Origin of the sequence: Pseudooceanicola sp. LIPI14-2-Ac024, from assembly GCF_042188925.1 — a bacterium.
Classification (GTDB): domain Bacteria; phylum Pseudomonadota; class Alphaproteobacteria; order Rhodobacterales; family Rhodobacteraceae; genus Pseudooceanicola.
Genome location: NZ_CP170102.1, coordinates 2,333,341 through 2,347,273, shown reverse-complemented (window position 1 = coordinate 2,347,273; position 13,933 = coordinate 2,333,341). Strand labels below are relative to the sequence as shown.

Sequence of the window (13,933 nt, the reverse complement as noted above, 5' to 3'; positions counted from 1 at the left end):
GGCAAGGCGCTTTACCGCCCGCGCGCCGGTGATAGTGTCGCCGGCATGACATATGCACCTGCCGACGCGGCCTTTGCCGACACCCTCCGCGACCGCCTGTCGCCCAAGACCTTCCGCGAGGCCGAGCCGCGCTATTTCGAGGACCCGCGCGGGCGATGGAAGGCGCCGGTCGGCATGGTGTTGGCGCCCGAGAGCACCGAGGAGGTCCGCACCATCCTGATGGCGGCGAATGACGCCCGCGTCCGGGTGATCCCCTACGGCGGCGGCACCGGCCTTGTCGGAGCGCAGACGCCGGGCGAAGGGCCCGCGCCACTGATCCTGTCGATGGAGCGGATGAACCGCGTCCGGGCGATCTATCCCGACGAGAACGTGGTGATCGCCGAGGCGGGCGTCATCATGCAGGACCTGCACGAGGCCGCGCGCAAGGTCGACCGGCTGTTCCCGCTGTCGCTGGCGGCCAAGGGCACGGCGCGGATCGGTGGCAACCTCGGGACCAATGCGGGCGGGGTGAACGTGCTGCGCTACGGCAATGCGCGCGACCTCTGCATCGGGCTCGAGGCAGTGCTGCCGGACGGGCGGGTGCTGAACGGTCTGACCCGGCTGCGCAAGGACAACACCGGCTACGACATCCGCAACCTGCTGATCGGCTCCGAGGGGACGCTGGCCGTCACCACCGCCGCCGCGCTCAAGCTCGCCCCGATCCCGGCCGAGGAAGGCACCGCCCTTCTGGTGGTCGAAAGCCCCGCGGCGGCGCTGGCCTTGCTGACGATGGCCCGCAGCCAGATGGGCGAAGGCGTGTCGGCGTTCGAGATCATGTCGGGCGAAGGCTACGAGTTCCTCGCGGAAACGATGCCGCAGGTGAAGCGGCCCTTTGCCGGTGCGCCCGCGTGGTCGGTATTGATCGACATCGGGCTGGCCCGCGGCAACGATCCGCAGCAGGCACTCGAAACGCTGTTCGTCGAGGCGGCCGAGGCCGGGCTGGTCAGCGACGGCGTGATCGCCCAGTCCGAAGGCCAGCGCGAGGAGCTCTGGAACGTGCGGGAGATGCTGCCGACCGCGAACAAGCTGATCGGCAGCGTCTGTTCGCACGACGTGTCCCTGCCGCTGAGCGCGGTGCCCGAGTTCATTCGGCGCGGCCATCAACTGGTCGCGGGGCTGGGACCCTTCCGGATCAACTGCTTCGGGCACCTGGGCGACGGCAACCTGCACTACAACCTCTTTCCCCCGAAGGGCGAGACGCGCGACGGCTACATGGGCCGCACGACCGAGATCTACCAGGCGGTCCACGACCTGGTGGTCGAGATGGGCGGTTCCTTCAGCGCCGAGCATGGGGTGGGCCGGCTGAAGGTGGCCGAGCTCGAACGCTACGGCGATCCCGCACGGCTGGAGCTGATGCGCGGGATCAAGCAGCTCTTCGATCCGAACGGCATCATGAACCCCGGCGCGGTCCTGGCCTGACGCCGCGTACAGGCCGGGCTTGCCAGACAGGCCATGGCGCGGGCAGACTGGCGGTGGGGAAGCCCGGCGTCGTGACCGGGCGGGACGGCAGGCGAGGGGATCCGTGAAAGGATTGAAGTACGGCGTGATGGGGGCGGGGCTTCTGGGCCTCCTCCTGCTTTTGCCCAATTGCACCTACGTGCCCTTCGATGCCCCGCGGACCGAGACAACCGCGCTGCCCCCGGGCGGATCGGTCGCCCGGATGGCCGATACGCTGACCGCCGGGCAGTCCACCGGTGTGACCGCCGCGCCGCTGACCGATGGCAACGATGCGCTCGGCGCCCGGCTGCGACTGATCGAGCGCGCCGAACGCTCGATCGACCTGCAGACCTTCCTGATCAAGCCTGACACCGCGGGCGCCCTGATCTGGCTGGCCCTCTACGAGGCGGCGGAGCGCGGCGTGCGGGTGCGGCTGCTCTACGACGATGTCTTCACCACCGCGCGCGACGACCAGATCGCCACGCTCGACGCCCATCCGAACGTCGAGATCCGAAGCTTCAACCCGCTCTCGCGCAACAGCATCTACGCGATGAACTTCGTGCTCGATTTCCGGCGGGTGAACCGGCGGATGCACAACAAGTCGCTGATCATCGACAATGCCATCGCGATCATCGGCGGGCGCAACGTGGCCGACGAGTACTACCAGATCGGCACCGACAGCGAATTCGCCGACTTCGACATGCTGGTCGCGGGGGCGCCGGTGGCCAAGCTGTCGCGCGGGTTCGACCTCTACTGGAACGACAAGTGGTCCGTGCCCCTCGCCGCGCTCGAGCAGGGCGACCCCGAAGCGCTCGGCATCGCGCTCGAGGAGTTCCGCGCGGCCGAGGACTCCGAAGCCGCCGAGGTCTATGCCCGCGCGGTCAACGCGCCATACCTCGATGACCTGCTGAAGGGTGCCGAACCGATGTTCCGGGGGCGTGCGGATTTCTACGTCGACGACCCGGACAAGCTGCGCAACAGACCCTACACCGGGCCTTTCGTGCTGGAAGAGGCCTATTACGATGCGTTGTCGCGGGCGGAAAGCTCGCTGATCGTGCTGACGCCCTACTTCGTGCCGGAAAAGACCGGGGCCGCGTTCTTCAGCCAGATGGCGCAGAGGGGCGTGAAGGTGCGGATCGTCACCAACTCCCTCGCCTCGACCAACCATCCCTACGTGCACGGGCATTACTCGCGCTACCGCCAGCAGCTGCTGGCCGCGGGGGTCGAGATCATCGAGGTGCGGGTGGATGCGCCGTTCCTCACCGGGCGGCTGGACGCGCCGCTGACGCTGCACACCAAGCTGGCGGTGATCGACGACGACGCGGTGTTCGTGGGGTCGAACAACATCGACCCGCGTTCGTTCCGGCAGAACACCGAACTTGGGATGCTGATCGAAAGCCCGACGCTGGCGCGCTACATCCTGAACCGGCTGAACAGCGCCGCCTCGGACTATGCCTTCGACGTCCAGCGGCAGCCGCAGAACGACAACCTTTGGCTCTACACCGGGGCCGGGCGCGATGAGGTCTTCAAGCGCGAGCCGCTGGCAAGCTTCTTCCGCAAGATCGTGGCGACGGTGTCCGGCTGGCTCCCGATCGAGAGCCAGCTCTAGCGCCGATCAGTCGATCGCGACGTCGAGGTTGTAGCCCACCGTCTTGTCGGTGTCCCGGTCGTTGCCCATCAGGTAGATGCGGATCACGTAATCTCCGTCCTCGGGCAGCTCGACGCGGGCCGAGTTGCCCTCGTTCTGGCCAAGGTAGATGACCTCGTAGGTCGCGCCGGGCGGCATGATGTTGAAGTAGATCGTGCCGTCGCCGTTCGTGTCGGCGACGGACAGGTCCACGCTCATCGTCTGCCCGGCGCGGGCACCGAGGGCATAATCGAAGAAATCGTTGCCGCGCACCGCGCCCTGCAGGGTGACGCCGGAGGCGCCGGCCGGGAAATGCACCTGCGCGGCGGCTTCGCTGGCCGGCCGCTCGCTTTGTGCGAGGGCGGGGGTGGCAAGGGTGAAGGCAATGATGGCGAAAAAGGGTCTGAACATGGCTGTCGTCCTCAAATCGGGACTTCCAGCATGCCCCCGATCCGCCGGCCGGCCAAGGATTCGGTCCGCCGCGGTCAGGCGCCGTCGAAGTCGCAGAGGGAGTGAACCTTCATGCCCATGCCCTCGAGCCGCTTGCGTCCGCCCAGGTCCGGCAGGTCGATGATGAAGGCGCAACCGGTGACGATCCCGCCCAGCTGTTCGATCAGGCTGATCCCTGCCTCGGCCGTGCCGCCGGTGGCCAGCAGGTCGTCGACCAGCAGCACCGTCTCGCCACCTGCGATGGCGTCGTCGTGGATCTCGACCTCGGCCTCCCCGTATTCGAGCTGGTACTTCCGCGACAGGGTCGCGGCGGGCAGCTTGCCCGCCTTGCGCACCGGCACGAAGCCGCAGGACAGCTGGTGCGCCACCGCGCCGCCCAGGATGAAGCCGCGGGCCTCGAGGCCCACCACCTTGTCGATCCGTTGCCCGGCATAGGGCGCGACCAACCGGTCCACCGCCATCCGGAACCCGCGGGGCGAGGCAAAGAGCGTCGTCACATCGCGGAACATGATCCCCTCGTGCGGGAAGTCGGGGATGGTGCGGATGTAGTCGCGCAGGTCGTCGGACATCAGGCAGCCCTTTTCAGTGTTGCGGTCAGCGCGGCCATGGCGAGGAGCATGCCGCCGCCGGTGCGGTTGAGCCAGCGCGCCACCCCGGGCCGGGTGATCCGGTCGCGCAGCCGTCCGGCCAGCAGGGCATAGGCCAGCGTGTTGAGCGCCGCAATGGTGACGAAGGTGGCGAGCAGGATCGCGAACTGCGGTGCGAAGGCCGCGGCCGGGTTCAGGAACTGCGGCACGAAGGCGACGAAGAAGGCGATGCCCTTGGGATTGAGCGCCGTGACGACAAAGGCGTGGCGGCAGACCAGGCGCGCCGGCACCTCGGGCGGGACGGCAAGGGGGCCGGTGCCCGTCTCGGGCTTGTGGCGCAGCATCGACAGGCCCAGCCACGTCAGGTACGCGACGCCGATCCACTTGACGATGGCAAAGGCGGTGGCCGAGGCGGTGAGCAGCGCGCCGAGCCCGAAAAGCGAGGCGGACATCGCCACCACGTCGCCTGCCGCGACCCCCAGGACCACCGCCAACGCCACCCGGCGGCCCTGGCTCAGCGCGTAGGACAGGGTGAGCAGGACCGTCGGGCCCGGGATCACCACCAGCGCGATGCTGGCCGCGACGAAGGCAAACCAGGTTTCGGGGCTCATCCCAGCACCCGGCCGGCGACGGCGTCGAGCTTGGCGACCAGCGCAGGGTCGCGTTTCTCGGGCGCGGTCAGCAGCGCGAATTCGAGGGCGCGGTCACAGCCATGCGGGCAGAGTTCGCGCACCGGGCCGAGGAGGCCGGGCAGGAGGGCAACCATGTCGCGGGCCTTCTCGGCGTTGCCGTGCAGGACGCGGACGATCTCGGTGATGTCGACCGCGCCGTGGTCGGGATGCCAGCTGTCGTAGTCGGTGACCATCGCGACGGTGACATAGCAGAGCTCGGCCTCGCGGGCGAGCTTGGCCTCGGGCATGTTGGTCATCCCGATGACATCGGCGCCCCAGCTTTCACGGTACATCCGGCTTTCCGCCAGCGACGAGAACTGCGGGCCCTCCATCGCGAGGTAGGTGCCGCCCTTGTGGACAGTGACGCCCGCCGCCTGCGCCGCCTCGAAACAGGCGTCAGCAAGGCGCGGGCAGGTCGGGTGCGCCATCGAGACATGCGCGACGAGGCCCGAGGAGAAAAAGCTCTTTTCCCGGTTCACGGTGCGGTCGATGAACTGGTCCACGACGACGAAATGGCCGGGCGCCATCTCTTCGCGGAACGATCCGCAGGCCGAGACCGAGATCACGTCGGTCACGCCGATCCGCTTCAGCGCGTCGATGTTGCCGCGGTAGGGCACGTCGGTCGGGCTGTGCACGTGGCCGCGGCCGTGGCGCGGCAGGAACGACATCTTCACGCCTCCCAGCGTGCCGGTCAGGATCGCGTCCGAGGGGGCGCCCCAGGGCGTCTCCACCTCGGTCCAGGTCGCGTTTTCCAGTCCGGCGATCTCGTAGAGACCCGAGCCGCCGATGATGCCGAGATGTGTCATGGATGTCCCCTGTTGTCCCGCTGGCACAGTAGCGCGGCGCGCGCCCGGCACAATGGGCCAGCGGGCCGCGCCGTGGCGCCCGGCCCCGGGTGCCGCTGGGGCAGCCGGAGTTTTGGGCATCGTTCCAGGTGCTTGGGTCGTCGGTCAGTCGTCGGGGCGCTGCAGGCTGAAGAGCTCGGTCACCCGGGCGTAGTCGCGGTAGCCAAGGCGGCTCAGCGGCTGGAAGGTGGTGACGTCGAAAATCCCGTCGCGCAGGCAGTCGTCGCGCATGTGCACGCCGGTCACCTCGCCGAAGACAGTGTAGTTCGCCTCGCCCGGCAGCTTTACGATCTCGGTCAGCTTGCATTCCAGTGCGGCCGGGGCACCGGCGACATAGGGGCAGTCGATCGTGCGGGCCTGGGCCTTTTCGATCCCGGCCTTGGCGAATTCGTCGCTGCCGGCGGGCAGCGTGGCCGAGGTCGCGTTCATCGCGTCGCGCATCGCGTATTCGACGATGTTCACGCAGAAGACGCCGGTCTCGCGGATCACCGCCACCGAGTCCTTGGTCCCGTCGCGGTCGTCCTTGGCCGAGGTCGAGGCGAACATCACCTGCGGCGGGAAATACGCCACCGCGTTGAAGAAGGAGTACGGTGCGAGGTTGTCGCGGCCTTCGCTGTCGCGGGTCGAGATCCAGCCGATCGGGCGGGGCGTCACGATGGCGTTGAAAGGATTGTGCGGCAGGCCGTGGCCGTCTTTCGGTTCATAGAACAAATCAGTCTCCCCCGGGTGTGGTTTGCCCCGCTGATAGCGTCATGCTAGGGGCCTTGACCAGACCAAGAAGAGGCAGGCGCGGTGTTCACATTCGCACAGGAGGCACCAGAGGACTGGTGGGAGGTCGAGGCGCTCTTCGACCTCTGTTTCGCGCCGGGGCGCACGGCGCTGTCGTCCTATCGCCTGCGCGAGGACGTGCCGCAGGTGGCCGAACTCAGCCGCGTCGCGCGGGATGCCGACGGGATCCTCGCCGGGGCCATCCGCTACTGGCCGGTGCGCGTCGGCGGCCGGATCACGCTGCTTCTGGGGCCGGTGGCGGTGCACCCGACACGGCAGGGCGAGGGTCTGGCGGCCGAGCTGATCCGCCATTCCCTTGCACTTGGCACCGCGCGCGGCTGGAACCGAGTCATGCTGGTCGGCGACGCGCCCTACTACGGGCGCTTTGGGTTCACCAAGCTCAATGGCGTCATCATGCCGCCGCCGACCAACCCGGACCGGGTGCTGGGGCTCGAGCTGCAGCCGGGTGGATGGAAGGGCGTGAAGGGAACCGTCGAACGCGCGTTCTGAGGGGCCTCGCGGCGCGTGCCTATTGAAATGCGGGCCAACGCACCGATCTTTTGATCCATGGACACCATGGATGATCACATGAACGACACCCAGGCGCTGCCCCCCGCGGTGCGCGAGGAGCTGGACATGCTGGCCCGCCGGTACCGGCGGGCGGGCGGCGTGGGGATGCAGGTTCTCAACGTGATCGGCGTGACCGCCGAGAACCTGATCGAGCGCCTGCCGGAGAGCATGCGCGGACGGCTGGACCGGGCGGCGGAAAGCGCGCTGACCTCGGCCCTGCGCGCGGCCCACGGATCGCGCGGCGTGGTCAAGGATCAGCCCGACTGGCTGAACAGCGCCTTCACCACCGCCATGGGCGCGGCCGGCGGCTTCGGCGGCTGGCCCTCGGCCCTGGCCGAGATCCCGGTGACGACGACCATCCTGCTGCGCGTGATCGAGGGGGTGGCGGCCGAGCACGGCTTTGACACCGATGCCGAGAACGTCCAGTTCGACGTGCTGAACGTCTTTGCCGCCGCCGGTCCGCTGGGCCGTGGCGAGGGCGCGGACCTCGGGTTCCTGACCGCGCGGTTCGCGCTGTCGGGCACCACGGTGCAGGCGATGATCACCCGCGTCGCCCCGCGGTTTGCCACCGTGCTGGGGCAGAAGCTGGCGGCGCAGACCGTGCCGGTGCTGGGCGCGATGGCGGGTGCGGCGACCAACTATGCCTTCACCAGCTACTACAACGAGATGGCGCATGTGCATTTCGGCCTGCGTCGGTTGGCGATCGAAGCCGACGTGCCGCACGAGGCGCTGGTCGAAGGGTTGCGCGAGCGGATCGAGAAGAAGCGGGTGAAGGCGGCCTGAGAGGCGGTTCCGTGAGGGCGGCGAACGGTGCGTGCGAGCACGCACCCGACGGGGCGGTTTGGTGGCTCGTTCCGTTCAGGGCTGGGTCTTGAGCCAGTCCATCACGGCCGGGCGGACCGACTGGTGGCCCGCGTCGCGGGCGCGGTGGATCACCTCTCGCAGCGCGGCGAGGTCCGTGCGGATCAGCAGCGACTTGACCGGGCCGATCGAGGCCGGACGCATCGACAAAGCGTCGAGGCCGATGGCGGCAAGGCAGATCGCCTCGACCGGTCGGCCGGCGTCCTCGCCGCAGAAGCTGAGCGGGGTGTTGGTGTCGCGGCAGCGCTCCACGATCCCTTCGAGGAACGTCAGGAACGACACGTTGAGCGTGTCGTAGCGGCGGCGCACGCGCTCGTTTTCGCGGTCCGCGGCAAAGAAGAACTGCTTGAGGTCGTTGCCCCCGATCGACAGGAACCCGACCTCTTCAAAGAACTGCTTGGGCGCAAAGGCCAGGGAGGGCGTTTCCAGCATCGCGCCGACCTCGAGCGTGGCGGGCATCGGATGGCCCAGGATGCGCTCGCGCTCCATCGCCTTGTCGACCTCGGCCCGCGCGGCGCGGTACTCATCATATTGGGCGACGAAGGGGAACATCACGGTCAGCGGGCGCCCCTTGGCGGCGCGTATCAGCGCCTGCAGTTGCATCCGCATCACGCCCGGCTTGTCGAGGCCGACCCGGATCGCCCGCCAGCCAAGCGCCGGGTTCGGCTCGTCCGTGGGCTTCATGTAGCTCAGCACCTTGTCCGAGCCGATGTCGAGCGTGCGGAACACGACCCGCTTGCCATGCGCGGAATCGAGCACGCGCGAATAGAGCGCGGCCAGTTCCGTCCGGGTCGGCATCTTGTTGCGGATGAGGAACTGAAGTTCGGTCCGGAAGAGGCCGACGCCCTCGGCCCCCGATCCCTCGAGCGAGGGCAGGTCCGCCATCAGGCCCGCGTTCATCGTCAGCGCAATGGTGCGGCCGCAGGGGGTGGTTGCCGGGGTGTCGCGGATCGAGGCATAGCGCTCCTGCGCCTCGGCGCGCATCGCGATCTTGTCGCGGAAGGCGCTGACCACCGTGTCCTCGGGGCGCAGGTGGACGACGCCGGCGTCGCCGTCGACGATGATCGGGTCGCCGTTCAGCGCCTCGGTCGTGATGCGGTCGGCGTGGATCACCAGCGGGATGGCGAGCGAGCGGGCGACGATGGCGGCGTGGGACCCGACCGAGCCCTCCTCCAGCACCACGCCGCGCAGTGAACGGCCGTAATCCAGCAGTTCGGCCGGGCCGATGTTGCGCGCGACGAGGATCGGGTCATGCGGTATCTCGGCGCCGGTTTCCTTGCCCTGTCCGGTCAGGATGCGCAGCAGACGGTTCGACAGGTCGTCGAGGTCGTGCAGCCGTTCGCGCAGGTAGGCGTCGCTGGCGGTTTCCATCCGGGCGCGGGCGATCGATTGTTCCTTCTCGACCGCCGCCTCGGCCGAAAGGCCGCGCTGGATATCCTCCTCCATCCGCCGCAGCCAGCCGCGGGAATTGGCGAACATGCGGTAGGCTTCCAGAACCTCGCGGTGCTCCGCGTCGGCGGTGCCCACGCCCTCGAGCATCTGGTCGACCGAGACGCGCAGGCTGTCCACGGCCTCACGCAGGCGCTCGGTCTCGCGCTGCGGATCCTCGGCGATCGGGTTGGTGACCACCACGCGCGGCTCGTGCAGCCAGACGTGGCCTTCCGACGTGCCCTCCTGCCCGGTGGTGCCGCGGAAGGCGACGGGGTGCTTGTGCCGCGCCTTCAGCGCCGCGCCCTCACCGGTGAAGGCGCCAAGCTCGGTCATCTCGGCCAGCACCATGGCGACGACCTCGAGGGCATAGAGCTCCTCGTCGGAATAGAGCCGCGCGGTCTTGGACTGCACGACCAGCACGCCCAGCTTCTCGCCCAGGCGCTGGATCGGGACGCCGGCGAAGGACGAGTAAATCTCCTCCCCGTCTCGGGCATGTAGCGGAAGCCGTGTTCGCTCGGCGCGTCGGCGGTGTTCACCGGCTTGCCGGACCGCGCGACCCGGCCGACGAGGCCCTCGCCGAGCCGCATCCGGGTCTGGTGCACCGCCTCCTTCTTGAGGCCCTCGGTCGCGCAGAGCTCCAGGGTCTCGGCGTCGCGGAAGAGATAGATCGAACAGACCTCGGTCCGCATCTCGTTGGCGATGAGATGGGTGATCGAATCGAGCCGGGTCTGGCCGGTCGCCTCCTCGGCCATGACCTCGCGCAGTCGGCCGAGCATCTGGCGGCTGTCTGTCTCGTGTCTGTCGGTCATCGGGGTGAGTGAAGTCCTGTCGATCCTGCGAGCCGACTAGAGCATACCTGACGCCGATTAGGAACGCCTAAGGTGACCGCGGGGCAGAAACGCAACCGCCGGCTGCGGGTGCTCGCCGCGCGGGCGGTGGCCGCGGGGCATGTCATGCCGCACCCGGAAAGGCGGCGCGAATTCAGGCGGTTGCCGCCGGGGCGCGACGCACGGGCGCCGCGCGGTCGGTCGCGGCGATCAGGCCTTTTCCAGCTCGAACGCGTCGTGCAGTGCCTGCACCGCCAGTTCCATGTACTTGCGATCGATCAGGACCGAGATTTTGATCTCGGACGTGGCGATGACCTTGATGTTGATGCCCTCGTTCGAGAGCGTCTTGAACATCTTGGCGGCGACGCCGGACTGCGAGCGCATGCCGATCCCGACCGCGGAAACCTTGGCGACGTTCTTGTCGGCCACCAGGTCGTGGAAGTTGATCGAGCCGCTTTCCTTGGCCGCGAACAGCGCCTTCTCGGCGCGCAGGACCTGGTCCACCGGGCAGGAGAAGGTCATGTCGGTGCGACCTTCCTCGGCGATGTTCTGGATGATCATGTCGACGTTCACGCCCGCATCGGCCAGCGGGCCGAAGATCGCCGCCGCGATGCCGGGCCGGTCGGCGACCGAGATCAGCGTCATCTTGGCCTCGTCGCGGGAATAGGCGATGCCGTTGACCACTTTGGATTCCATGATGTCCTCCTCGGCACAGACCAGGGTGCCGGCGTTGTCGTCCATTTCCTCGAAGCTCGACAGAACCCGAAGTTTTACATTGTAGCGCATGGCCAGCTCGACCGAGCGGGTCTGCAGCACCTTGGCGCCGAGCGAGGCCAGTTCCAGCATCTCTTCGAACGCGATGCGATCCAGCTTGCGGGCGTTGGTGCTGATCCGGGGATCGGTGGTGTAGACGCCGTCCACGTCGGTGTAGATGTCGCAGCGTTCCGCGTCGAAGGCAGCGGCGAAGGCGACGGCGGTGGTGTCCGACCCGCCCCGGCCCAGGGTGGTGACCCGGCCCTCGGGGCTGACGCCCTGGAAGCCCGCGACGACGGCGACCTTCATGCCCTCGCCGAACTTCTGGTTGATGTTGTCGGTCGGGATCTCCTCGATCCGGGCCTGGCTGTGTGCCGAGGTCGTGCGGACCGGCACCTGCCAGCCCTGCCAGGAGCGTGCGGGGATATCCATCTCCTGCAGCACCAGGGCCATCAGGCCGGCGGTCACATTTTCACCCGACGACACCACGGCGTCGTATTCCCGCGCGTCGTAGAGCGGAGAGATCTCGCCGACCCAGCCGACCAGCTCGTTGGTCTTGCCGGACATCGCGCTGACGATGACGATGACATCATAGCCCTTGGCGACCTCGACCCCCACGCGCTTGGCGGCGCGGCGGATGCGGTCGATGTTGGCGACCGAGGTGCCGCCGAATTTCATCACGAGAACGGGCATTAACGCTTTCCCGGTTGCCGAATTGCCGCGCGGTTTACGCGCAGGCGGGCGCGGGCGCAAGATGCGCCGGCGCGGCGGGGGCGTCACCCGCGCCGGAAAACCTCAGGCGTTCGCGCGGAAATAGTCCCAGGCGTCCACCTCGGACCCGTCCGGCAGAATGCAGGCGCCGTACTGGCCATTTGCGCCGTCACGGATTTCGTACCGGTTGCCCGCCGAAAGGCAGAAGGTCGAGGCCGGATTGGCAACCTCGCTGACCGGCGTGGTGGTGGTCTGCTCGCAGCTGGTCAGCGCGAGGGCGAAGAAGAGAAGGGGCAGTCGGGTCACGGGTCCTCCTTGCGCGCGGGATGCCTGCAGCATGCGCGGCACAAGGTCAGCGTACGCGGAACCACGGCAGCGGGATAGGGCGCTTGGGGGTGTGCGGGGGAGGGGTGGCGGAGACGAAGGGATTCGAACCCTCGATACCGTTTCCGGTATGCACCCTTAGCAGGGGTGTGCCTTCGACCACTCGGCCACGTCTCCGCCGACGCGTATAGCTGGGCGAAAGCGGGGAAGACAAGGAGAAAAGGGGTCGAATTGATTGCCGTTGCGGCGGGGCCGCGGTCGGGTGGCGGTGTGCGGCGCGAGGGGCGCCGCACGGGCCGGGTCAGGCGGCGCTGAGGCGGGCGTAGCGACCGGCGGCGCGGCTCAATTCCTCGTGGGTGCCAAGCTCGACGATGCGGCCGGCCTCCATCACCGCGATGCGGTCGGCGTCGCGGATGGTGGCCAGCCGATGCGCGATCACCATCGTTGTGCGGTCGCGCGACAGATCTTCGAGCGCGGCCTGGATCAGGCGCTCGGTCTCGGTGTCGAGCGCCGAGGTCGCTTCGTCCAGGATCAGGATCGGCGGGTTCTTGAGGAAGGCGCGCGCGATGGCCACGCGCTGTTTCTGCCCGCCGGACAGCATCACGCCCCGTTCGCCGACGACGGTGTCGAGGCCCTCGGGCAGGCCCGCGATCATCTCGGTCAGCTGGGCGCGGTCGGCGGCCTCGAGGATGTCGGCCTCGCTTGCGTCAAGACGCCCGTAGGCGATGTTCTCGCGCAGGGTGCCGCCAAAGAGGAAGACGTCCTGGCTGACCAGCCCGACCTGGCGGCGGAGCGAGTTGAGCTTCATGCCGGCGGTGTCGATGCCGTCGATGGTGATACGGCCCGACTGGGGTTCGTAGAATCGCGGCACCAGAGACAGCAGCGTCGTCTTGCCGGCGCCCGAGGGGCCGACGAAGGCCATCGTCTCACCGGGGCGAATGTCGAGGCTGACGTCCTGGACAACCGGGCCGGGTTTGCCGTAGGCGAAATTGACGTTCTCGAACCGGACCGCGCCCTGCAGCCGCGGGGCGGGCTGCGCGCCCGGGTGGTCGGCGACGTCGGGCTCGGTCTCCATCAGTTCGAGGTAGCGGCGGAAACCAGCGATGCCGCGCGGATAGACCTCGATCACTGCGGCGATCTTGTCGAGCGGGCGGAAGAAGACGTTCACCAGCAGCAGGAAGGCGACGAAGCCCCCGGTGGTGAGCGAACCGTTCAGCACGAAGACCGCGCCCGCTACCATGACGATCACCTGGATGAACCGCATGCCCATGTAGTTCAGCGCCGAGGAGGCGGCCATGACCTTGTAGGCGGCAAGCTTGGTGTCGCGGTAGCTTTCGTTGTCCTTTGCGAAGAGCGCGGCCTCATGCTCCTCGTTCGCAAAGGCCTGGACGACGCGCATGCCGCCGACGTTCTCTTCCAGCCGGACGTTGAAGTTCGCCACGCGCGAGTAAATCTCGCGCCAGGTGCGGGTCATCCTGCCGCCGTAAACCACCACGATCGCGACGCAGGCGGGCACGATGGCAGCGGTGATCAGCGCGAGTTCCACGTCGATGGTTAGCATCAGCAGGAACGCCCCGATGAAGGTCATCACCGCGATGAACAGGTCCTCGGGCCCGTGGTGGGCGACCTCGCCGATCTCTTCCAGGTCGCGGGTCACGCGGGACACCAGCTTGCCGGTGCGGACGCGGTCGAAATAGGAAAACGACAGCTTCTGCAGGTGTTCGAAGGCGCGGCGGCGCATCTCGGTCTCGATGTTGATGCCCAGCTTGTGACCCCAGTAGATCACGATGGTCATCAGCCCCGCGTTGACCAGGTAGATCGCCAGCAGCGCCGCCGCGGCAACGATGGTGAGCGACATGTTCCCGCTGGGCAGCAGGCGGTCGATGAAGGCCTGCACCGCGAGCGGAAAGGCCAGTTCCAGCAGGCCCGAGGCGACGGCGCAGCCGAAGTCGAGCCAGAACAATGCCTTCCAGGGGCGATAGAATTCGTAGAACTTGCGGAGCATCGGCAGGATCCAAAGAACAGCGGCGGC

At 68.1% G+C, this 13,933-nt stretch carries 12 protein-coding genes, 1 tRNA gene and 1 pseudogene; 4 read left to right on the top strand and 10 right to left on the bottom strand.

Features of this window, described 5'->3' with window-relative positions; all coding sequences use genetic code 11:
- The first annotated feature begins 45 nt into the window (after positions 1–45).
- On the top strand, positions 46–1,458 hold the full coding sequence (locus ACE2AC_RS11405; RefSeq protein ID WP_375687166.1) for an FAD-binding oxidoreductase: 1,413 nt from the start codon (positions 46–48) through the stop codon (positions 1,456–1,458).
- Positions 1,459–1,561: 103 nt separating this feature from the next.
- On the top strand, positions 1,562–3,085 hold the full coding sequence (locus ACE2AC_RS11400) for a phosphatidylserine/phosphatidylglycerophosphate/cardiolipin synthase family protein (protein ID WP_375687164.1): 1,524 nt from the start codon (positions 1,562–1,564) through the stop codon (positions 3,083–3,085).
- Between the two features lie 6 nt (positions 3,086–3,091).
- On the opposite strand, the gene ACE2AC_RS11395 is transcribed toward ACE2AC_RS11400, so the two are convergent.
- The 5 genes from ACE2AC_RS11395 to ACE2AC_RS11375 all read right to left on the bottom strand — a co-directional run bounded on the left by ACE2AC_RS11395 (position 3,092) and on the right by ACE2AC_RS11375 (position 6,367).
- Positions 3,092–3,514: a hypothetical protein gene (locus ACE2AC_RS11395; RefSeq protein ID WP_375687162.1), complete on the bottom strand. Its 423-nt coding sequence runs from the start codon at positions 3,512–3,514 to the stop codon at positions 3,092–3,094.
- 74 nt (positions 3,515–3,588) lie between these two features.
- Entirely contained in the window at positions 3,589–4,122 is a 534-nt protein-coding gene (locus ACE2AC_RS11390) for an adenine phosphoribosyltransferase (RefSeq protein WP_375687160.1), read from the bottom strand.
- Positions 4,122–4,751 (bottom strand): LysE family translocator, encoded by a 630-nt coding sequence (locus tag ACE2AC_RS11385; protein ID WP_375687158.1) that lies wholly within the window; start codon positions 4,749–4,751, stop codon positions 4,122–4,124. Before ACE2AC_RS11385 ends, ACE2AC_RS11390 begins: the two co-directional genes overlap by 1 nt.
- On the bottom strand, positions 4,748–5,617 hold the full coding sequence (locus ACE2AC_RS11380) for an S-methyl-5'-thioadenosine phosphorylase (protein WP_375687156.1): 870 nt from the start codon (positions 5,615–5,617) through the stop codon (positions 4,748–4,750). The genes ACE2AC_RS11385 and ACE2AC_RS11380 overlap by 4 nt, the downstream gene beginning before the upstream one ends.
- A 144-nt stretch (positions 5,618–5,761) precedes the next feature.
- Complete coding sequence (locus tag ACE2AC_RS11375) at positions 5,762–6,367, bottom strand: flavin reductase family protein (protein WP_375687155.1); 606 nt, start codon at positions 6,365–6,367, stop codon at positions 5,762–5,764.
- 81 nt (positions 6,368–6,448) lie between these two features.
- On the opposite strand from ACE2AC_RS11375, the gene ACE2AC_RS11370 reads away from it, so the two are divergent.
- Positions 6,449–6,934, top strand: a complete 486-nt coding sequence (locus ACE2AC_RS11370; RefSeq protein WP_375687153.1) for a GNAT family N-acetyltransferase — start codon at positions 6,449–6,451, stop codon at positions 6,932–6,934.
- Between the two features lie 57 nt (positions 6,935–6,991).
- Positions 6,992–7,777, top strand: coding sequence for an EcsC family protein (locus ACE2AC_RS11365; protein WP_375687152.1), 786 nt, complete (start codon positions 6,992–6,994; stop codon positions 7,775–7,777).
- Between the two features lie 75 nt (positions 7,778–7,852).
- On the opposite strand, the pseudogene ptsP reads toward ACE2AC_RS11365, so the two are convergent.
- The 5 genes and pseudogenes from ptsP to ACE2AC_RS11340 all read right to left on the bottom strand — a co-directional run bounded on the left by ptsP (position 7,853) and on the right by ACE2AC_RS11340 (position 13,906).
- Positions 7,853–10,095: pseudogene (ptsP, locus tag ACE2AC_RS11360) on the bottom strand (phosphoenolpyruvate--protein phosphotransferase).
- Positions 10,096–10,323: 228 nt separating this feature from the next.
- On the bottom strand, positions 10,324–11,559 hold the full coding sequence (locus ACE2AC_RS11355; protein WP_375687150.1) for an aspartate kinase: 1,236 nt from the start codon (positions 11,557–11,559) through the stop codon (positions 10,324–10,326).
- Positions 11,560–11,661: 102 nt separating this feature from the next.
- The gene (locus tag ACE2AC_RS11350) at positions 11,662–11,883 is read right to left on the bottom strand and encodes a DUF333 domain-containing protein (RefSeq protein WP_375687148.1); all 222 of its coding nucleotides are present in this window, start codon (positions 11,881–11,883) and stop codon (positions 11,662–11,664) included.
- Between the two features lie 105 nt (positions 11,884–11,988).
- Positions 11,989–12,078: transfer RNA gene (locus ACE2AC_RS11345), tRNA-Ser, on the bottom strand.
- A gap of 124 nt (positions 12,079–12,202) precedes the next feature.
- A complete protein-coding gene (locus ACE2AC_RS11340) occupies positions 12,203–13,906 on the bottom strand; it encodes an ABC transporter ATP-binding protein (protein WP_375687146.1) in 1,704 nt (567 codons plus the stop codon).
- Positions 13,907–13,933 lie beyond the last annotated feature (27 nt).